This window comes from Streptomyces sp. NPDC093085 (genome assembly GCF_040683935.1).
Classification (GTDB): Bacteria; Actinomycetota; Actinomycetes; order Streptomycetales; family Streptomycetaceae; genus Streptomyces.
Genome location: NZ_JBFBFB010000023.1, coordinates 1 through 19,386 on the forward strand (window position 1 = coordinate 1; position 19,386 = coordinate 19,386).

General features: G+C 72.4%; 23 protein-coding genes. 15 read left to right on the forward strand and 8 right to left on the reverse strand.

The window, feature by feature from the left end; translation table 11 throughout:
- Window positions 1-67 precede the first annotated feature (67 nt).
- From AB0O07_RS35220 to AB0O07_RS35230, 3 genes are all read right to left on the reverse strand, one after another.
- The gene (locus AB0O07_RS35220; protein WP_365641433.1) at window positions 68-1,432 is read right to left on the reverse strand and encodes a hypothetical protein; all 1,365 of its coding nucleotides are present in this window, start codon (window positions 1,430-1,432) and stop codon (window positions 68-70) included.
- 451 nt (window positions 1,433-1,883) lie between these two features.
- Window positions 1,884-3,011 (reverse strand): hypothetical protein, encoded by a 1,128-nt coding sequence (locus AB0O07_RS35225; RefSeq protein ID WP_365641436.1) that lies wholly within the window; start codon window positions 3,009-3,011, stop codon window positions 1,884-1,886.
- Between the two features lie 127 nt (window positions 3,012-3,138).
- Window positions 3,139-3,840: a class II aldolase/adducin family protein gene (locus AB0O07_RS35230; RefSeq protein WP_365641591.1), complete on the reverse strand. Its 702-nt coding sequence runs from the start codon at window positions 3,838-3,840 to the stop codon at window positions 3,139-3,141.
- A gap of 227 nt (window positions 3,841-4,067) precedes the next feature.
- Between AB0O07_RS35230 and AB0O07_RS35235 the strand changes: the two genes are divergently transcribed.
- Complete coding sequence (locus AB0O07_RS35235; RefSeq protein ID WP_365641439.1) at window positions 4,068-5,381, forward strand: inorganic phosphate transporter; 1,314 nt, start codon at window positions 4,068-4,070, stop codon at window positions 5,379-5,381.
- Window positions 5,378-5,650, forward strand: coding sequence for a hypothetical protein (locus tag AB0O07_RS35240; RefSeq protein ID WP_365641442.1), 273 nt, complete (start codon window positions 5,378-5,380; stop codon window positions 5,648-5,650). The genes AB0O07_RS35235 and AB0O07_RS35240 overlap by 4 nt, the downstream gene beginning before the upstream one ends.
- Window positions 5,651-5,742: 92 nt before the next feature.
- Here the strand turns inward: AB0O07_RS35240 and AB0O07_RS35245 are convergent, their stop codons facing one another.
- Together AB0O07_RS35245 and AB0O07_RS35250 are read right to left on the reverse strand one after the other, a co-directional pair.
- Entirely contained in the window at window positions 5,743-6,198 is a 456-nt protein-coding gene (locus tag AB0O07_RS35245; protein WP_365641445.1) for a GNAT family N-acetyltransferase, read from the reverse strand.
- Between the two features lie 76 nt (window positions 6,199-6,274).
- Window positions 6,275-7,555 carry an XRE family transcriptional regulator gene (locus AB0O07_RS35250; RefSeq protein WP_365641448.1) on the reverse strand — a complete coding sequence of 427 codons (1,281 nt, stop codon included), beginning with the start codon at window positions 7,553-7,555 and terminating at the stop codon, window positions 6,275-6,277.
- A 233-nt stretch (window positions 7,556-7,788) separates the two neighbouring features.
- On the opposite strand from AB0O07_RS35250, the gene AB0O07_RS35255 reads away from it, so the two are divergent.
- The 8 genes from AB0O07_RS35255 (at window position 7,789) to AB0O07_RS35290 (ending at window position 13,183) form a co-directional block, all read left to right on the forward strand.
- The gene (locus AB0O07_RS35255) at window positions 7,789-8,235 is read left to right on the forward strand and encodes an ATP-binding protein (RefSeq protein ID WP_365641451.1); all 447 of its coding nucleotides are present in this window, start codon (window positions 7,789-7,791) and stop codon (window positions 8,233-8,235) included.
- A complete protein-coding gene (locus AB0O07_RS35260) occupies window positions 8,232-8,435 on the forward strand; it encodes a hypothetical protein (RefSeq protein WP_365641454.1) in 204 nt (67 codons plus the stop codon). The genes AB0O07_RS35255 and AB0O07_RS35260 overlap by 4 nt, the downstream gene beginning before the upstream one ends.
- 253 nt (window positions 8,436-8,688) lie before the next feature.
- A complete protein-coding gene (locus AB0O07_RS35265) occupies window positions 8,689-9,711 on the forward strand; it encodes a thymidylate synthase (RefSeq protein WP_365641457.1) in 1,023 nt (340 codons plus the stop codon).
- A complete protein-coding gene (locus AB0O07_RS35270; RefSeq protein ID WP_365641460.1) occupies window positions 9,708-10,265 on the forward strand; it encodes a nucleoside-diphosphate kinase in 558 nt (185 codons plus the stop codon). The genes AB0O07_RS35265 and AB0O07_RS35270 overlap by 4 nt, the downstream gene beginning before the upstream one ends.
- A gap of 32 nt (window positions 10,266-10,297) precedes the next feature.
- Window positions 10,298-11,461 carry a radical SAM protein gene (locus AB0O07_RS35275; RefSeq protein WP_365641463.1) on the forward strand — a complete coding sequence of 388 codons (1,164 nt, stop codon included), beginning with the start codon at window positions 10,298-10,300 and terminating at the stop codon, window positions 11,459-11,461.
- Window positions 11,458-12,060, forward strand: coding sequence for a 3'-5' exonuclease (locus tag AB0O07_RS35280; protein ID WP_365641465.1), 603 nt, complete (start codon window positions 11,458-11,460; stop codon window positions 12,058-12,060). The genes AB0O07_RS35275 and AB0O07_RS35280 overlap by 4 nt, the downstream gene beginning before the upstream one ends.
- Window positions 12,057-12,665, forward strand: a complete 609-nt coding sequence (locus tag AB0O07_RS35285) for an AAA family ATPase (RefSeq protein ID WP_365641468.1) — start codon at window positions 12,057-12,059, stop codon at window positions 12,663-12,665. Before AB0O07_RS35280 ends, AB0O07_RS35285 begins: the two co-directional genes overlap by 4 nt.
- A gap of 41 nt (window positions 12,666-12,706) precedes the next feature.
- The gene (locus AB0O07_RS35290; protein ID WP_365641471.1) at window positions 12,707-13,183 is read left to right on the forward strand and encodes an NUDIX hydrolase; all 477 of its coding nucleotides are present in this window, start codon (window positions 12,707-12,709) and stop codon (window positions 13,181-13,183) included.
- A 60-nt stretch (window positions 13,184-13,243) separates the two neighbouring features.
- On the opposite strand, the gene AB0O07_RS35295 is transcribed toward AB0O07_RS35290, so the two are convergent.
- Window positions 13,244-13,978 carry a hypothetical protein gene (locus AB0O07_RS35295; protein WP_365641473.1) on the reverse strand — a complete coding sequence of 245 codons (735 nt, stop codon included), beginning with the start codon at window positions 13,976-13,978 and terminating at the stop codon, window positions 13,244-13,246.
- Window positions 13,979-14,072: 94 nt separating this feature from the next.
- On the opposite strand from AB0O07_RS35295, the gene AB0O07_RS35300 reads away from it, so the two are divergent.
- From AB0O07_RS35300 to amaP, 5 genes are read left to right on the forward strand one after another with little or no spacing between them, the layout of a single operon-like run.
- Window positions 14,073-14,543 (forward strand): Asp23/Gls24 family envelope stress response protein, encoded by a 471-nt coding sequence (locus tag AB0O07_RS35300; protein ID WP_365641476.1) that lies wholly within the window; start codon window positions 14,073-14,075, stop codon window positions 14,541-14,543.
- A gap of 51 nt (window positions 14,544-14,594) precedes the next feature.
- Complete coding sequence (locus AB0O07_RS35305) at window positions 14,595-14,786, forward strand: hypothetical protein (RefSeq protein WP_365641479.1); 192 nt, start codon at window positions 14,595-14,597, stop codon at window positions 14,784-14,786.
- A complete protein-coding gene (locus AB0O07_RS35310; protein ID WP_365641482.1) occupies window positions 14,783-15,175 on the forward strand; it encodes a hypothetical protein in 393 nt (130 codons plus the stop codon). Before AB0O07_RS35305 ends, AB0O07_RS35310 begins: the two co-directional genes overlap by 4 nt.
- Window positions 15,172-15,933, forward strand: coding sequence for a DUF6286 domain-containing protein (locus tag AB0O07_RS35315; RefSeq protein ID WP_365641485.1), 762 nt, complete (start codon window positions 15,172-15,174; stop codon window positions 15,931-15,933). Before AB0O07_RS35310 ends, AB0O07_RS35315 begins: the two co-directional genes overlap by 4 nt.
- Window positions 15,934-15,972: 39 nt before the next feature.
- Window positions 15,973-16,551 (forward strand): alkaline shock response membrane anchor protein AmaP, encoded by a 579-nt coding sequence (gene amaP, locus AB0O07_RS35320; protein WP_365641488.1) that lies wholly within the window; start codon window positions 15,973-15,975, stop codon window positions 16,549-16,551.
- Between the two features lie 116 nt (window positions 16,552-16,667).
- Here the strand turns inward: amaP and AB0O07_RS35325 are convergent, their stop codons facing one another.
- Both AB0O07_RS35325 and AB0O07_RS35330 read right to left on the reverse strand, forming a co-directional pair.
- Window positions 16,668-17,423 (reverse strand): SDR family oxidoreductase, encoded by a 756-nt coding sequence (locus AB0O07_RS35325; RefSeq protein ID WP_365641490.1) that lies wholly within the window; start codon window positions 17,421-17,423, stop codon window positions 16,668-16,670.
- 4 nt (window positions 17,424-17,427) lie between these two features.
- On the reverse strand, window positions 17,428-19,383 hold the full coding sequence (locus AB0O07_RS35330; RefSeq protein WP_365641493.1) for a glycoside hydrolase family 15 protein: 1,956 nt from the start codon (window positions 19,381-19,383) through the stop codon (window positions 17,428-17,430).
- Between the last annotated feature and the right edge of the window lie 3 nt (window positions 19,384-19,386).

Below are 19,386 nucleotides of genomic sequence, written 5' to 3' on the forward strand. Positions count from 1 at the left end.
GCTGGGGGGGGGTCCGGTCCCGGGGCGCCCCGGGACCGTACCCCCACCCCCCGACGGGGCACCGGCGTCAGTGGCCTCCGGTGTGGACCTGGAAGGCGGCCCTGCGGACCGCCTTGGCCAGCGCGGGGTCCGGGTGCGCGGCGGCCAGGGCGACCAGCACCTGGACCGTACGCGGATGGCCCAGGGCCCTGACCTCGGCGAGCAGGGCGGGCACATTGCCCTGGACCGCCGATTCCAGGTGCCGGACCAGCAGATCGCTCTCCCCGTGGTCGGCGACGGCCGCCGCGGTGTCGACCCAGAGCCAGGTGGACTCCTCGCGGGTCAGCACCTCGGCGGCCTCCTCGGGATCGGCGCCCTCGTACTCGGCGAGCCAGAGCAGCGCGTACGGCCGGAGCGAGGTGTCGTGGGCGGCGGCCCGCACCTCCGCCTCGGCGGGGGCGCCGACCACCCGCAGCGCCTCGAAGGCGAGCCCGCGCAGCAGGGCGTCCTCGCCCCGGGCGACGGTGAGGAGTTCGGAGACGGCGCTGCCGACGGTACGGGCGGCGAGCCAGGCCCGGTACTCGGCGCGGGCCGGGCCCGGGGTGAGCCGGGCGCAGCCGCGCAGCATGTGCTCGGCGGACTGCTCGATATTGCCCGCGGGGCTCTGCGCCGCGACGCAGATCTGCTCCAGCTTGACCCAGACCGCCCAGTTGCCGAGCGGGGTGAGGGTGGCGTCCCCGTCGCCCCGGGTGAGGGCGCCGACGGCGGCGAGCCCGTCCAGCGCCCAGTCCAGCAGCGGCGGGAGCAGGGCCTGGTCGACCGGTTCCGCGGCCTGCGCGGCCTGCGCGGCCTGCGCCGCCTGTTCGGCCCGCACGGCCTGCGGCTCGGCGGAGGTGGGCGCGGGGGTGGGCTGGGGGCCGTACGGGACCTCGCAGCGCCCCTCGTGGAGTTCGGCGACCCGCTGCTGGAGCAGGTCGAGCAGGGCCGGTGCGAGGACGGGCCCGGCGGAGAGATGGAGCAGCGAGAGCACCTGGGGGACGGCCTCGATGACCTCGGCGACGGTCCCCGGGGCGATATCGGCCGGGCCGGGGTGGAGCAGCGACCAGGCGTCGAAGAGGGCGACCCAGCCGCGCTGGACGGCGCTGTCGTCGCGGTCCCAGGCCTGGAGCCGCCAGCCGGGGCGTACGGCGCCGTCGTGCAGCTCGACGAGGCCGGCCAGGCGTGCCCTGTCCCAGGCGGCGCCCACCTGCTCGGGGGTCAACTCCAGTGCCGTACAGGCCCGTTCGCGGGCCGCCTCGGTGAGCGGTCCTGATCCGGGGGCCCGGTCGACGGCGGCCCAGCGGGCCACCCGTACCGCGTCGGCGAGCACCGCGCGTGCCTGCCGGGCCAGCTCGGCCCGGGGCGGGGTGCCCTCCGGCGGACGTGGCGCCGGGCGGCTGCGCCGGTCCGTCACGGCCCGTGGGGCCGCGGTCAACGGCCGTGCGCGGACGAGTTGGAGTCGGGAGTTGCGCGCCAATTGCTCATCAGGCTTTCGGGACGTCACGGGGGCAGTCTTCCCGGTGACCGCCCGAAAGCCCAAACGGAACCCCTTTCGGCGGTACCGGAAGGGCGGAAGGGGTCTCTCGTGCGGAGCGCTCCCAGCGGGGCGCGAGATATGTCGGACGGCTGTTCGGGCAGGTGGGGAGGGGTGTGGTGCGGGGGCGCCCCCGATGGTGGCATCTTCGGCGCGGGGGCGTGAAGGCGGCGCAGAGAAACAAAGCGGAGGCGCGCCGGGGGTGCCCGGGCGGGGTCGGCGCCACCGGGTTTCGGGGCGTGCGGCAGCACCGTACGGACGGGGCGGTCGCCGTCCGGGCCGGGGGCCGGCGCGGTACGGGCGGAGCGTCCGCCGTATGAAGGACGGAACGCTACATGAGGGGGGTGAGGAAGCGGCGCAGCAGCTCCTCGTAACGGTCGGGGTCGGCGTTCCACATCGCGCCGTGCGGGGCGTTGTCGACGGTGTGCAGGGTGACCAGGTCGGGCCGGTGCGCGGCGAGTTCGCGCGAGGGGCCCCAGGGGGCGATGGTGTCGCCGGGGCCGTGGAAGATCACCGTCGGTACGTGCAGGTTGCGCGGGTCGGCGGCCTCCAGCAGCCGGTCGCCGTGGAGCTGGGCGCGCCCCTGGGCCGAGCGCACCGCGAGCGGCAGCAGCGGCCCGGGGACCCGGCGGGCGCTCGCCAGGGCCCGTACGGTGGCCTCCCAGTCGAGCACCGGCGAGTCGAGGACCAGCCCGGAGACCCGTTCGCTGAGCGCGGAGTTGCCGACGGCGTGCAGCGCCATCGAGGCGCCGGTGGACCAGCCGTGCAGGACGACGCGCTCGGCGCCGAAGCGGACGGCGTACCGGATCGCCGCGTCGAGGTCGCGCCACTCGGAGTCGCCGAGGTGGTTGAGGCCGTCCGGAGAGCGGGGCGCGCCGGGGTCGCCCCGGTAGCCGAGGTCGAGGACGGGCAGCCGCTGGGCGGCGAGGAACTCCAGGACGTTGAGGGGGTGTTCCCGGGTGGTGCCGAGGCCGTGCACGGTGATCACCCAGGTGTCGCGCGGGCCCGGTACGAACCAGGCGGGCAGGGAGCCGAGTTCGCCCGGCACCCAGACGTCCTGGTGGGCGAGGCCGAGGGCGGTACGGGGGTCGCCGGTGTACGTCTGCGGGGTGAGCCGGACCCGGGTGCCGGGCACGAGGGTGCCGTGGTTCACCCGCTCCAGGCGGCGGACCACGGTGTCGGCGGCGTGCGGGACGCCCTCCAGGACCGGCCCGACGACGGCATGCGCGCCGCCGCCCTCGATGCCGTACCGGCCGGGGCGCAGGGTGGCGAGCGAGCGGGTCAGGGTGACCTGCCCGGCGGCCGTGGCGTGCACGGTGATCTTCTGGTCGCTGGGCAGGGGTCGCCCCGACGGTGCCCTGAGGGCGGCATCGGCGGCGTACCGGCCGGCCGCGACCGCGGCCGCGCCGACCCCGAACAGTGTGGTGACGGCCACTGCCGTCGCGGTTGCCGGGCGCACGCCCCCAGTCTCCCCACCGGGACCGGGAGCGGCGACCGGACGGGGGCCGTCAGGGGCGCGGGGCGGGCGGGGGGCGGCCTGAGTGCGGGGCCGGGGGCATCAGGGGCGGCCGGGACCGTACGTGCCCTCAGGAGCGCCCCGGACCGTACCCCCTGAGCTTCTCCGCCACCTCCGCCACCTGCTCCTCGGTGAGCAGCGCGGGGGTGCGGCCCGGGAGCGCGCTGGCGGTGAGCCAGAGCCTGCACATCCATTCGAGCTGGGCGGTCCGGTCGTACGCCTGGTCGAGGGTGGCGCCGTACGCGACCGTGCCGTGGTTCCCGAGCAGACAGGCCGTACGGTCCGCGAGCGCCGCCCGGGTGTGGCGGGCCAGTTCCTCGGAGCCGTAGAGGGCGTACGGGGCGACCCGGACCGGGCCGCCGAGGGCCGCCGCCATGTAGTGGATCAGCGGCAGCTCGGTGACGAGGGTGGAGACGGCGGTGGCGTGCACGGCGTGGGTGTGCACGACGGCGGTCGCGTCGGAGGCGCCGTAGACCGCGAGGTGCAGGGGGAGCTCGCTGGTCGGCGCGAGCGCACCGAGCACCTGATTGCCCTCTCCGTCGACGGCGACCACGTCACCGGGCCCGAGCCGGTCGTACGGTACGCCGCTGGGGGTGACGAGGATCAGCTCGCCGACCCGTACCGACACATTGCCCGAGGTGCCGACGACCAGCCCCTCGGAGGCGGTCCTGCGGGCGGTGGCGACCAGCTCCGCCCACCCCCGGGCCACGGCGTCCCCGCCTCCGCCCCCGTCCCCGGCTCCGTTCCCGACCCCGTCCCCGGCGTCACCCATCCGCTCATCCGTCATACGGCGATCCTGCCAGCCGCCGTGCGCCGCGCCCATACGTCCCCGTACGCCGCCGCGCACAGCGGTGAACCGTTCGACAACTTCTGGTCAACTCCTGGGCAACTCACAGGGAGGGACACCTTGAATACCTTCTCAGTTCATCCTCCGTTCACCCTGGCTCCCTACGTTCACCTAGGCCAACGACGTCGAACGATTGCCTGGGTCCTGGGTCAATGGAACACATCACCCTGCTGCTCGCGATTGTGATCGTGACAGCTCTCGTGTTCGATTTCACAAACGGTTTCCACGACACCGCCAACGCCATGGCGACGACCATCTCGACCGGTGCTCTGCGGCCCAAGGTCGCGGTGGGCATGTCGGCGGTGCTCAACCTGGTCGGGGCGTTCCTCTCGGTGGAGGTCGCGAAGACGATCTCCGGCGGGCTCATCAACGAACAGGGCATCAGAACGGAAGTCATCTTCGCGGCGCTCGTCGGCGCGATCCTGTGGAACCTCTTCACCTGGCTGCTCGGGCTCCCGTCCAGCTCCTCCCACGCGCTCTTCGGCGGTCTGATCGGCGCCACGCTGATGTCCGTCGGCGCCTCCGGCGTCAACGGCGGCGTGGTCGTCACCAAGGTGCTGATCCCGGCGCTCGCCGCCCCCGTGGTCGCCGGGGTCGCCGCGATGCTGGCGACGCGGCTGACGTACCGGATCGGCCGGGTCGCCGGCGGCGACGAGAAGGCGACCGACAAGGGGTACCGGGCCGGTCAGATCGCCTCCGCCGGGCTGGTCTCGCTCGCCCACGGCACCAACGACGCGCAGAAGACGATGGGCGTCATCACGCTGGCGCTGGTCACCGGCGGGGTGCTCGCGCCCGGCTCCAACCCGCCGATGTGGGTGATCCTCTCCGCGGGGATCGCGATCGCGCTCGGCACGTACCTCGGCGGCTGGCGCATCATCAGGACCATGGGCAGCGGCCTCACCGACCTCCGCCCGCAGCAGGGCTTCGCCGCCCAGACCAGCGCCGCCACGGTCATCCTGGCCTCCTCGCACCTGGGCTTCTCGCTCTCCACCACGCAGTCCTGCTCCGGCGCCGTGATGGGCGCGGGGCTCGGCCGCAAGGGCGGGGTGGTCCGCTGGTCCACCGCGACCCGGATGTTCGTCGCCTGGGGGCTGACCCTGCCGGCCGCCGGGCTGGTGGCGGCGGGCGCGGAGTTCCTCACGGGGCAGGGCGACTGGGGCGTCACGGTGGTCGCGGTGCTGCTGGTCACGGCCTCCGCCGCGATCTGGCTCGCCTCGCGCCGCCGCCCGGTGGACCACACCAACGTGACCGCCGAGCCGACGCCGGACGCGTCCGCCGGGTCCGGCACGTCCGCAGGGGGCACCGAGCCGGCCGGCGTGGTGACCACCGCCATCGCGGCCGTCACGCCGCCGCCCCCGGCGGGCGCCACGGCCCAGAACCTGACGGCCACCATCCCGCCCCCCGCGCCCGCTGCCACCTCCACCCCCGCCCCCTCCGCCACGCCCTCCAAGGGAGCGACCGTATGAAGATCGACTGGGCGGCGCTCGGCTCCGTCTTCGGCGTCAGCCTCGTGGCGACGGTCGGCCTCGTGGGCCTCTTCGCCCTGGGCGTCGTCGGCCTCGCCCGGCGCGACTCCCCCACCGCCCCGAGCACCCCGGCCGCGACCTCCGCCGCCGCCTCCACCCCCGCCACCGCCACCGGACGAGCCCCCCTCGCCGCCCGCGCGGGCGCGTACCTCTGCTTCGCGCTCTGCGCCGGTGCGGTGGCGTACGGGATCGCCCTCATCGTGGCCTGAGCACGCGTCTCCGGCCGGTCGCCGGCGGGCTCTCCGCCGGGGGCCGGCCTCGGCGCGCCTACAAGGGGCGTTTCCTGCCCCGCTGGGGCTGGTCAGCGGGTGGCGCGGACCATCACGGTGAGGACCGGCGAGGCGGCTGACGGCTGGCTCTGCCCGATGTCCTCGAAACCCCAGGACCTGTAGAGCGCGTGAACCTTCCCGTCACCGGCCTCCGGATTGACCATGAGCGTGACGTACGGCTCCTCGCGCGGGGCGAGGAAGGCGTCGAAGATGCGCGACGCGGTCCCTGTGCCACGCCACGCGGTGCGTACGCCGATCTCCTTCAGGGCGACGGCCGGACGCTCGGTGTACTCATCCGCCGGGGCCGGGGTGGTGCGCTGCCAGTACCGGTCGCCGCGCTCGATCGTGTTGCCGTAGGCATAGCCGACCGGGTGCCCGTCCGCGTACCCGAGGACGGCGACGAACCCTGGCTCGGCCCCGTGCCGGTCCAGACGCTCGCCGAAAGCGGTCACCGCGTAGTTCGGGAGGTGGAGCAGCGGGGCGCGCACGTCGGCGTAGACGTCGATCAGATCGCCTCGGGCGGGAGCGGGGCCGGAGAACGTATCCGGATGGCGAGGGCTGTGGTCAGGCCGTGGTTCTCCGGGCGGCGACGGCGTGCTCGGTCCAGGACTGCGCGGCGGTGCTGCCCGGTGCGGTGGCGCGCAGTGCGGCCCCGAACTCTTGCAACAGGAACGTCACCCTGGCGTGTTGGGCGGCGATGTCGGAGGGGACCTTCATCGCCGTGCCGACAGCCAGTTCGGCATCGCCCTGACCGAGTTGGGCGACGGCGAGCCGGGCGGTGTTGATGGCACGGTCGCGCCGCATCCCGGGGCCGAGCAGGGTCAGGCTCCGGTGGGCGTGCGTCTCGGCCCGTTCGAAGTCTCCGAGACGGAAGTGCGCGGCGAGAGCGAGCGTTTCCAGTTCCGCTCCGCTGCGGACCGCGGCCATCCACACCGGCCGGGCGAGATCCGGATCCGCACGTTCGAGCGCGTCCTGAGCACGGCCGAGGGAGCGCCGCACGGCTGCGGAGTCGCCGGTGAGGCCGTACGTGGCGGCGTGGCGAGCATGTCCCAGGGAGGCGAAGAGCGGATCGCGGCACGCGATGTTCAGGTTACGGGCGACATCGTTGGCGGCGAGCGCGTCGACAGGGCGGCCCAGATGCCGGTACATGGTTCCCGTGTGGCTCCAGATGCGGAACTTGATGGTCTGGTCGCCGGACATCTCGGCGAGGGCCTGCGCTTCGCGCATGTGTGCCTTCGCGTCGTCGTAGCGGCAGCCGTCGATCGCCGCCCACATCGCCGAGGAGCGGAACGACGCCGCACATGCGTACAGGCTGTTGCGTACGCGTTCGGTCGCGCTTCCCGCGTTCTGTAGGTTCAGCGCCTCGTCGGCGAGCATGGCGGCCCGCCGTTCGACACCGAGCTGTCCGCCGTGGCGCTGGTCTGTGGCGATGACCTCGACGAAGCGCACGCGAAGACGGTCGACGTCGCTCATGCCGATGCGGCGGGAAGGCGTGCCGGGCGCTGCCGCCGTTGTCGTGGCGGCAGCGGCACCGCCGACGAGGGTGCGGTCCTTCACGCCATGGCCGTCCTGCGGCGGAGCCGCAGGGACCGGACTCCGGCCTCGTGGAACGAACCCCAGGGCGACGGCAGTCAGGCCGGTGACGTCCTCAAGGGCCTTGCGGGTGGCCGATTTCGGCCACTTGACCCGGCCCGCTTTCCAGGACCGGATCGATGAACCGTCCAGCCCGCCGGGCCGCCCGGTGAGCCGTTCGACGGCCCCGTTGACGGCATCGGCCAGGCTGTTGGAGCTGTGCCCGTGTTCGGTCATCCATGCGACCAGAGCCGTATTACGCGTGGCGTGCATATCCGCACCGTAACGGCACGGTTCCCGCCTGTCAGGCAAAGGGAGGTCAAATCACCCTAGGGCATTCCGGTGGATACCGTTCGATCACCCTAACCGCCTTACGGAAAACGGGAGTTGTCTGATTACCGGCCGCGAGCAACGCCATATGAGCGGCTGCTGACGGCCCTTCCGTCCCGGAGAAAACCCCGAGGGCCGAGCCGGGCGCCGCCGAGACAACGACGAAGGCTCCACCCATGACGCGTCTCAGGACCCATGTTCAGGCCGCCCCCGTCGGCCACCCCGCCTACAGTCAAACGTTTCCGTGCGAGCCGGAGACGGCCGAGGCCGGACGCAGACTCGTCCGCCACGCGCTCTCCGTATGGCGCCTCGACGACGTCGCCGACCACGCGGTGTTGATCACGTCGGAGCTGATGGCGAACGCCGCCCGGCACACCACCTGCCCCTCGATCCGCCTGCTGGTCGGACGGCCGGCCACGCGGCGCGTACGCATCGGAGTGGTGGACCGCGCGCCCTCGCGACTCCCGGTACTCGGCCTGGCCGCTGCCGACGACGAGTCCGGTCGCGGTCTGCTCCTCATCGACGCGATTGCCGACCGCTGGGGCTACGACCTCCACCGACGCGGCAGGTGCGTATGGGCCAAAGAGGTCTGGGCGGAGCTCCGTGTCGAGGCCGCCCAGTGACCGCTGATCCCGCCTCCCCCTCCCTGCCGGACCTGACCCGGCTGAGGCCCCGGCAGCAGATGGCCATCGACTGCGCCCGCTGCGCCCGGCACCTGGGCATGTCCGGCCAGGTGCTCGGCGACGTGCGCTACCGGGGTCTGCTCTTCCGTCTGTGGATCTGCGAGAACGGGTGCCACCCGAACCCCCGTGGCGCGCGGTGACCGGCCGCCACCCCCGTACGGGCTCTCCCTTGGCCCCTGACCATCACCACCCGCTGATGTGCCACTGGGAAGTCTGGTGGCTGGTCGCGGACATCGCCGGACTGCTGACAGCCATTGCTCTGGCCCTGCTGGCCGAATGACTGCCGATGGCCCCAGTCGTCCGGAGTCGCACGAGGAACCGTCAGGCGGTTCCAGCACAGAACTCAGTCCCTGTTCATCAGCCGCACTCACGGATCTCCGCTGACCTGGAGAAATGATGCTCATCACCTCGCCCTATCGCAGCGTTGAAGGCGCGTACCTCGACTTGCTGCAACTGGCCACGAACAACGCCGAGCACCACATCACCGCCCGAGGAAACGACGCCCGCGAAGTGATCGGCGTGGGCTTCCGACTGCCCGACCCCCGCCAGAGGCTCCCTTACCTGGCCACGCGGAAGATCAACCCTGTCTTCCAGTTCGCCGAAGCGCTCTGGTACCTGGCCGGCCGCCGTGACCTGGAGATGATCGGGTACTACGCCCGTTCAATGCGGTCCAGCTCCCCCGATGGGGTCACCCTCGGCGGGTCCGCCTACGGTCACACCCTGTTCAACCCCGCCGCCGGCGACACCGCCTCGCCGTTCGACCGTGTCCTGAAACTGCTCCGTACGGAGACCGACAGCAAGCGTGGGTATCTCCCTGTCTTCTCCGCCTCTGAGCTGGCGGTCAGGGACAACCCCGACGTGGCGTGTCTGGCCGGACTGCACCTGCTCGCCCGCGGCGGACACCTGCACATGGTCTGCACCATGCGGGCCAACGACCTGGACTGTGGCCTGCTGTCCGATGTGTTCAGCTTCACGATGATCCAGGAATACGCGGCCGTGCAACTCGGTCTGGAGCTGGGCACGTACACCCACTTCATCGGCTCCGCACACGTCAACGACCGGAACGCCGAGCGCGTCAGGAGGGTGCTGGACGAAGCGGACATGAGACGCCACCCGCACCACTTTCCGTTCCCGGCGATGTCGGCGGAGACCACCCCTGCCACCATCACGCAGATCCTCGAACACGAGGAACTGCTGCGCACGAACAAGGCTCGGTACGGCGCGGACGACATCGCGGGCCTGGATATGGACGCGTACTGGCAGCAGACCATCTTGTTGTTCGAGGTCTACCGCCAGATCAAGCACGACCGGACCGAGACGGTGAGCCGCGACGTGCTCGATGCCCTGCATCCGGGGCTTCGCTGGCTACTCGAACACAAATGGGCGGCCTGCGCGCCCCCCGGAAACCGGCAGTGAGCCGGAAGCCGCCGAGCGGTGCCGTCGTAGAAGGCATCGACTTCGGCCGCTGGGCCGTCATCCTGTGCAAGCCGGACGCGGTCGAACGCGGACTGGTCGATGCCGTGCTGGAACGGATCGCCGCCGAAGGCGCTACGGTCACGAACCGGCGCGAGGTCACCGTGCGGCCCTGGCAGGTCCACGTGCACTACTGGGACTTGTTGGTGGACGCCGACTGGTTCCCCGATCGGGATATCCCCGCATGCCTCGACGAGGCGTACGCCGGACGACAGGTCACTGTCGCGCTCGCCCGCGCTGAGCCGGGCGTGCACACCCGGCTGCGCAATCTGTTGGGCCACTTCGACCCCACACGCGCTGCTCCGGGCACGATCCGAGGCGATCTCGGCGACGACAGCCTCAAGGCGGCACTCGCCGAGAAACGGCTTGTCCGCAACCTCGTGCACACCTCCGACAACGCGAACGCGGCACGCCGCGACTTCGGCACCTGGTACGGCGCCGGTCGGCGCGGCCTTCTCACAAACCTTCCGTTACCGAGCGGCCCCGCCGAAAACTGAACTCCCAGGAGATCATGATGAGCACTCCCGCCATGGGTACTCGCCGAGCCCTGCCGATCATGCCCGCCGACCAGATCGGCACTCTGAAGCCGGACCTCGCGGACGTGATCGAGTACCGCAAGTCAGGACTCTCGCTGAACTGGATCGTCGGCTGCCCGCTGGACTGCGGGTACTGCGTACGGCACCTCTTCGGGAACTTCGAGATGAAGGTCCCGCGACGCCTGATGAGTGACGAGGAAGCCGTACGCCAACTCGTCGGCCATGCCTACTTCCGACCGCACAAGACGCCGATTCAGCTCCTGAACCGGGCCACCGATCCGATGCTCCCCGTGGTCAAACCCCACGTGTTCGACGTCCTGCGACAGCTCGACGACCGTGGCCTGACCAATCACGTCCTGATCATCACACGCTGGCGTGTCGCGCCCGAGGACTGCGCCGTCCTCAACAGCTTCACGAAGCTGCGCCTGACCGTCCTGGTCACACACTCGAACATCCAGGACCCCGCTATCGAGCCGGTGGACAGCGGCATCGCCGCCGAGAGTTTGCGAACCCTCTACGAACACTCCGAGCGGTACCGGACCATTCTGTACTGGCGGCCCATCGTGCCCGGCCTCAACGACTCCGACTCCGACATCGCACGTGCACGGGAACTGTCCCGGCACGCGCACGCCACCGTGTTCACCGGCCTGTTCTTCCGCGACGAGATCGCCGCGTACTACGAGGCCCACGGTCTGACGATGCCGTACGAGGAGACGGCCCGGCGCAAGATCATGCCCGAGGCCGCCGAGCAGCGGATCCTCGACGCCTTCGAGCGGGACAAGTCCTGGGGAGCACTGTTCCGCAAAACCTCCTGCGGTGTGGCCTACGCCCATGAAGAAGCCGACTACAACGGGCATTACGGCATCCGGGAACTGTGCGACATCTGTCCGCCCGAACAGGTCGCCAAGTGCCGGGCCGCGTGGGTCAAGCCCGATCCGGCGAACGTCAGCCGGGAAGCGCGAGGTCTCGGAGCGACCGGTCCGATCGAGGTCAACGACCGTGCCATGGTCGTGGAGGGACTGGACGAGCCGCCGCGCTACTACCTCCAGCACGGCTTCGGCTACCAGTGCCACGACCGAGCCAAACCCCACCACCACCGCCGGCACGGCCGGGCCCCCATCGGCTGGACGGCGGAGAACGGAAACACCGGCACATGAACTTCTCCTCCTGGCCCCCGCTGCTCGTTGTCGATGTCGAGGGCAATGGCACCAACCCGCCCGACCTTGTAGAGGTCGCCGCCCTCCCCGTACGGGACGGGCGCCCGGACACGGGCACGGCAGGGGCGTGGGTGGCCAAGCCGCACCGCCCCGTCACCCCGTTTGCCGCACGCGTCCACGGTCTGACCAACGAGCGGCTGGAGAAGGCGCCGGGCTGGCAGGAGATCGCCGACCAGGTCCATACGCTCCTGGGCGCCTCGTGGATCTGCGCCCACAACGCGCACGTGGACTACAGGGTGCTCTCCGCGCACCTTCCGCAGTGGCAGCCGGCCGGAGTACTCGACACGCTCCGGCTGGCCAGGGCCACCTATCCCGGCCTCGCCAAGTACAGCCTCGACGCCCTGATCGAACACGCGGCGCCGGATCTGAGCGAAGCCCCCGCGCAACGTCACCGCGCGACCTTCGACGCCTACGCGACCGCACAGCTCCTCATCGCCATGGCCGACCACTACGCGAGCTGGGACCAACTCGTCGCCGTCGCCGTACCGCCCGGCCTCCCCGGAGCCCCCGATCCAGAACAGGAGCCCACCCTGTGGTGACCTCACCTTCTCCCCTCCGTATCGGTGTGATGGGAGCCCCTTCTACCGGCAAGACCCTGCTGATGCGTCGCATCGAGACGGAGCTGCGCGACCAGGGCATTCCGGTGGCCCGCACGGGCAAGCTCGGTCGGCGTGCCGCCCTCGTGCCGCTGCCCAAGATGCAGCACCACACCGTCGTTTCCACCACGTGGGTCATCGCCACCGGCATCGCCGACGAGATGGCCGTCACAGCCCGACTGGAGCATGGCCCTGTACAGGTCGTGCTCGCCGACCGAGCGTGCTGGGACGCGCTCGCCTACTTCCGCGCCGCTCAGGAGTGGCACCGGCAATCCGCCCCGGAGGCGGACCGAGAAGCGCCGCACCGGCTTGCCTCCGCCCACGGCCGCACCTACGACCTTCTCCTGGCCACTGTTCTCGACCCGACCCTCCCCGTGGAACGCAAGCACGGCCACGACGCCCGCTACCGCACGCTGGTCGACCGTCACACCCACGATCTCCTGCGCGAGGAGAACATCCGATACGTCCGTGTCACCAGCGCCCCCGCCAGCCAGGAGCTGGCCATCGAGCACGCCCGGCAGCTCTGCGCGACGGAGGCTCCGGGATGACCGACGAACCCCTGCCGGGTGGGCGGCCATGCTCCCGGGCCATGACCGAGACATCCCAGCGGGAGGCAACACGCGACGCCTCCGTCATCGTGGCCCGGGACGCGGACGGCATGGTCGCCGTCCTGACCGCAGCGTTCCCCCAGCATGGCGGCGAGTACGTGTTCCTGCCCGGAGGGCGCCGGGAGAGTGGTGAGACGCCGGAGGAGTGCGCGCGGCGGGAGCTGAGGGAGGAGGCCGGTGTCACCGCCGAGACCTGGCGCCCCCTCGGCTCGTACGCGCTCACCCTGGACTCCCCGGCCCGCATCCATCTCTTCCTGGCCCAGGACCTCACGTGCGGGCCACAGCAGCTCACGCCGAGCGAAGCGGACTTCACGTTGATGTGGTGGCCCATGGGCGACGCCGTCCAGGCCGCAGCCCAGGGCCGCTTCCTGCTCCAGGGCGGCCCCCTGGCGCTGCTGCTGGCGGAACGGATGACCGGAGCTGCCTGTCACCGTTCGCCGGTCACGTCCACGGGTTGACCCGTCAGCGGCTGGAGAAGGGGTCGGCTTGGGAGGAGGCCCCGCCCATACGGCCGCCGCTCACGTCCGGCCGGTGTGCGGTGGGGCCTCCACCGCCGTTACCACCACGGTGACCGTCAGGGGCTCCCCGGTGGTGCGGGTCAGTTCCGTGCGGACCGCGCGGGCCACGGTCAGGGGGTGGTGGCCCGGTGCCGTCGCGAGTTCGACGCGTACGTTCCGGGGGTGCGGCCCCGCTGGTTCCGCGGGCTCCGTCGTGACCACCGGGGCGCCCAGTACCCCGGTCAGGTGGGCGACCCCGGGGACGGCTGCCGCTGTGGTGCCCGGCTGGTCGCCTGGTGGGGTGGCCGTTCGCTCGACCGGCTCAGTGGGTGCCGGCGGTTCCGGCGCGGTGTCCAGCAGCTCCGTCACCCGCAGGTCGACCTCGGTGACGCGGAGGCCCAGGCCCTCCCGCGCGCGGGCGGAGAGTGCCGCGCGCAGCCGCCGCGACAGGGCGGGCAGGGGCTCGTCGGGGGCGGCGGCGAAGTCCGCCGTGATGCGGAGCGCGCCCGGTGGCTGGGCGCCTGGTGGCGGGGGCACCGCTGGAGGGGTTGTCGCGTCCGGGTCGGTCAGGGCGATCCGGATGGTGCCGAGCACCGCCCCGGGGACGCTCGCCGCGGCGCGCCGCAGTTCGGCCGTGGCGGCCCGTTCGGCGAGCCAGGTGCCGTCCTCCGGGGCGCCCAGCGCCAGGAGCCCGCCCAGGGCGAGTCGTCGCCGTACCGCCGCTGTCCAGCCCTCGCCGCCCTGCCCAGTCGTCATCCCTCCACCTTGCCGCATCCACGGCGCGGGGGCGGGCAAGCGCACCTAATGTGGGCAAAGGAGTCAATCACCGCGCGGAAAGGGATGAACGGCGATGTCAGACACCGCACCCCGCAGTCGGTCCGAGGAGAAGGGCGGCGGAGCCTCCCCCGTCACCAGGCGCGGCGGCGGCGCCCCGGCCACCAGAGGCCGTACGACCATCGCCGACGGCGTCGTGGAGAAGATCGCGGGTCTCGCCGCCCGCGACGTCCTCGGCGTGCACGCCATGGGCAGCGGGATGTCCCGCACCTTCGGCGCCGTACGGGACAAGGTCCCCGGCAGCGGCAAGGCCGTCAGCCGGGGTGTGAAGGCCGAGGTCGGGGAGGTGCAGACGGCGCTCGATCTGGAGATCGTGGTCGACTACGGCGTCTCGATCACCGAAGTCGCCGCCTCCGTACGGGAGAACGTCGTCGCCGCCGTCGAGCGGATGACCGGACTGGAGGTCGTCGAGGTCAATATCGCGGTGAGTGACGTGAAGCTGCCGGACGAGGACGATGACGACGAGTCGGAGTCCCGGCTCCAGTAGGAGCGCCCGACGGGCAGCGAAGCGGACCGAGCAGGGGAAGAGGTGCGCAGGATGAGCATGGCAGCGATCGGCCTGGTGGCCGGGATGGTGCTCGGATTCGCCGGATACTTCGGCGGGTTCGGAGCCTTTGTGGTGGTGGCCGTGTTGGGCGCGATCGGTTTCATCGCGGGCAAGTTCGTCGACGGGGACCTGGAACCCGGCGAGTTCTTCCGCCCCCGTGACCGCGACGACCGGCGGCGGTGACCCCGGTGGCCGGTGACCGCGCGGTCGAGGGGCCGGGGCGGCCGGGACAGGCCCGGGTGGCGGCGGGCGGACGGGGCGCGACCACGATCGCCGACCGGGTCGTCGCGAAGGTCGCCGCACAGGCGGCCAGGGAGGCGCTCGACGGCGTACCGGAAGGCGGCGCCCCGCCGCACGCCTCCGTGACGGTGCGCCAGAACAGCGCGCGGGTACGGGTCGGCGTCGAGCTGGAGTACCCCTGCGACATCGGCTCCCGGTGCGGCGCGGTGCGCAGCCAGGTCGTCCACCGGGTCAGGACCCTGGTCGGGATGGAGACCTCCGAGGTGGACGTACGTGTCGAGCACCTCCACGCCGACCGCTCGCACCGTGCCGGGCAGGGGAGGCTCCGATGAGTGAGGAGCCCGAGCCGGGACCGGAGGTCGACCAGGAACGTATCCGGGGCACGGACCCGCGCGCCGTCCTCGCCGGGCAGGGGCGCAGGCCCACCCTCGACGGTTACGGGGGCGACGGCGGGGATGGCAGCGGCGGCGGCAGTGGGGGCGACGGCGGTGATGTCGGCGGTGACGCCGGTGGTGATGCTCTCCAGGGCGAAGGCGAGCGGGTCGGGCGCGCCGGGCGGTTCTGGTCCAGCCGTCGCGTTCCCGCCGCGCTCACCGCCCTGGTCCTGCTCGGCGCGACCGGACTGCTGCTCTACGACATCGCGGCCGTACGCGCCGGACACCACGCCATGTACTGGCGCCGCGCCCTCGCCCACCAGCTCGGCCGGCAGCCCCTGGACGAGGTGTGGGTCCTCGTCGCCGCCGCCGTCGCGGTCCTCCTCGGCCTGTGGCTGCTCGCCCTCGCCCTCACCCCCGGGCTGCGCCGGCTGCTCCCCATGCGCCGCGAGTCCGCCACCGTACGCGCCGGGCTCGACCGCCAGGCCGCCGAACTGGCCCTGCGCGACCGGGCGATGGAGGTCTCCGGGGTCCGCTCCGCCACCGTACGGCTGCGGCGCTCCCGGGCCACGGTCTCGGCCACCGCGCACTTCCGCCCCCTGGCCGACGTACGGGCCGATCTGGAACAGGTGCTGGACGACGGCATCGGCGAGCTGGGCCTCGACCGGAGGCCGGGGCTGCGGGTACGGGTCCACCGGCCCGCGCGGAAGGACTGAACTGGTGGCAGGAACGAAGCAGGTGGAAGGGGTGACGGGATGACGCGTCTGGTCAATCGGGTGCTGCTGGCCCTCGTCGGTCTCGTGCTGCTCTGCTGGGGCGGCGCGGTCCTCGCGGCCGGGGTTGGGTGGGGGGTGCCCTCCTGGTGGCCGTACGCCGGTCCCCGCGCCGTCCTGCTGAGCCGCGCGGACCGGATCAGGTACCGCGCCGACGGCTGGTCGTGGCCGGTGGTCATCGCCGTCCTGGCGGTCCTCGTTCTTCTCACCCTGTGGTGGTTCCTCGCCCAGCTCCGCCGCCCGAGGCTGCCGGAGATCCTGGTCGACAGCGGCGACGGGGAGGGCGCGGTGCTGCGCGGCCGGGCGCTGGAGAACGTTCTCGCCGACGACGCGGAGTCCCTGGACGGCGTCGCCCGGGCCGACGTACGGCTCACGGGCCGCCGCACCGCCCCGTCGGCCCGGGTCGCCCTCCTCCTGGAGCCGCACGCGCCGCCCCGCACCACGCTGCGCCGGCTGACGGACTCGTCCGTGGAGCAGGCGCGGCGCTCGGCGGGGCTGGGCGTGCTGCCCGCGGTGGTACGGCTCCGCGCGGTGCGGCACCGGGCGGAGCGGGTGAGCTGAGCGGCAGAGGGCAGGCGGCGGAGAGAGACGGGGGAGAGAGACGGGGGAGCTGGGGGCAGAGTTGGGGGGAGTTGGGTGGCAGGGCCCGCGCGGCTGGCCCTGGTGCCCTCCTGGCCCTAGAAGCCGTGCCGGGCGCCGCCGTCCACCGGGAGCATCACGCCGGTCAGATAGGACGCGGCGGGGGAGAGCAGGAACGCCGCCGTCCTGCCGAACTCCTCCGGTGTCCCGTACCGCCGCAGCGGGATCCGGGACTCCTGCGCCGCCCGCGCCGCGTCCGCGTCGCCCGAGAGCGCGTCCAGTTCGCGGACCCGGTCGGTGTCGATGCGGGCCGGCAGCAGGCCGACCACCCGGATCCCGCGCGGGCCGACCTCCTCCGCCAGCGACTTCGCGAAACCGGCCAGGCCGGGACGGAGTCCGTTGGAGATGGTCAGGCCGGGGATCGGCTCATGGACCGAGCCGGAGAGCACCAGGCCGACGACCCCGCCCTCGCCCAGCTCCGCCACCGCCGTACGGGCCAGCCGTACCGCCCCCAGGAAGACCGACTCGAACGCCGTACGCCACTGCTCGTCCGTGTTGGACGCCGCCGAGCCCGGCGTCGGGCCGCCGACGCTGATCAGCACGCCGTCGAAGCGGCCGAACCGCTCCCGGGCGGCGCCGATCAGATGCCCGGCCACCTCGGGGTCGGCGTTGTCGGCGGCCACCCCGTGCGCGTTCGGACCCAGTTCGGCCGCGGTGGCGGCCACCCTCTTCTCGTCGCGGCCCGAGACGACCACCTTCGCGCCGTCCGCCACGAGCGCCGCCGCGGTGGCGCGGCCCAGTCCGCGTGAGCCGCCGGTGACGATGTAGACGCGGTCCTTCAGTCCAAGATCCATGGGCCTATCCTGCCGTGCCCGCCCCCACGCTGTCGTCCCCCTCCTCCTCGCTCTCCGTCTCGTTCCCGCCCTTCGCCTTCTCAGCCGCCCCTTCAGCGGCCCCTTCAGCGGCCCTTTCAGCTGCCCCTTCGGCGCCGGCCCCTTCAGCGGTCCCGTCCCCGGCCTCCGTGCCCTGACCCGCGTCCAGCTCCACCCCCGAGAGCGTCAGCGCTGTCACCACCAGGCCGATATGGCTGAACGCCTGCGGGAAGTTGCCGAGCTGCCGCCCCGCCACCGGGTCGTACTCCTCGGCGAGCAGCCCCACGTCGTTGCGGAGCGTGAGCAGCCGCTCGAAGAGTGCCTCGGCCTCCGCCGTGCGCCCCGTCAGATGGAGCGCGTCGGCCAGCCAGAACGAGCAGACCAGAAACGTTCCCTCACCCCCCGGCAACCCGTCCACCGGAGCCCCCTCCGCGCTGTACCGGCGCAGGAAACCGCCCTCGCCCAGCTCATCCCGTACCGCGTCGACCGTGCCGATCACCCGGGGATCGTCGGGCGGCAGAAAGCCGACGCGCGGGATGAGCAGGGTCGCCGCGTCCAGCTCGCGGGAGCCGTAGGACTGGGTGAACGTGTTGCGCACCGGGTCGTACCCCTTCTCGCACACCTCCCGGTGGACCGCGTCGCGCATCGCCCGCCAGCGCTGGACGTCGCCGCGCAGCGTGGGGTCGTCCTCCAGCGTCTTCACCGCGCGGTCCGCCGCGACCCACGCCATCACCTTGGAGTGCACGAAGTGCCGGCGCGGACCGCGCACCTCCCACAGCCCCTCGTCCGGCTCGCGCCACTTCGACTCCAGGAAGCCGAGCAGGCTGAGCTGGAGGTTCCAGGCGTGCGGCTTCGAGGCGAGCCCCGCCGTCCGGGCGAAGTTCAGGGAGTCCATGACCTCCCCGTAGACGTCGAGCTGGAGCTGGTCGACCGCGCCGTTGCCGGTACGGACCGGGGCGGAGCCCGCGTAGCCGCTCAGCCACGGCAGCTCGCTCTCCGGGAGCCGGCGCTCACCGCCGAGCCCGTACATGATCTGGAGGTCCGCCGGATCCCCGGCCACCGCCCGCAGCAGCCAGTCCCGCCAGGCCGCCGCCTCCTCCAGATAGCCGACCGAGACCAGCGCCCCCAGCACCAGGGTGGAGTCGCGCAGCCAGCAGTAGCGGTAGTCCCAGTTCCGTACGCCGCCCAGCTCCTCCGGCAGGGACGTGGTGAGCGCGGCGACGATGCCGCCGGTCGGGCCGTACGTCAGCGCCTTCAGCGTGATCAGCGAGCGCATCACGGCCGCCCGGTGCGGGCCCCGGTAGCAGCAGGCGGCCGCCCAGTTCCGCCAGTCCTCCAGGCTGTTCTCCAGCGCCTCGAACGGGTCGATCATGGTCGGGCGGGGCTCGTGCGAGGGGTGCCAGGTGAGGACCCAGGCGACCTTCTGACCGGCCTCCACCGCGAACGTCGAACACGTACTGAAGTGCTGCCCCCATGTCTTCACCGGCGGCTCGCTGCGCAGCCAGACCGAGTCGGGCCCGGCGACCGCCACCCGGTGGCCCTCGGAACGCCGCATCCAGGGCACGACGGAGCCGTAGTCGAAGCGGAGCCGGAGGGTGGCGGACATCTCCACCGTGCCGCTGACCCCCTCGACGACCCGCACGATCTCGGGGGCCAGCTCGCGCTGCGGCATGAAGTCGATGACCTTGACGGTGCCGGTCTCGGTCTCCCACACCGACTCCAGCACCAGCGACTCACCCAGATAGCCGCGCCGGGTGCACGGACCGCCGGAGGCGGGGGAGAGCCGCCAGTGGCCGTTCTCCTCGGTCCCGAGCAGCGCGGCGAAGCAGGCCGCCGAGTCGAAGCGGGGAAGGCAGAGCCAGTCGATGGAGCCGTCCCTGCCGACCAGGGCGGCGGTCTGGAGGTCGCCGATGAGCGCGTAGTCCTCGATGCGTTGCGTCACGCC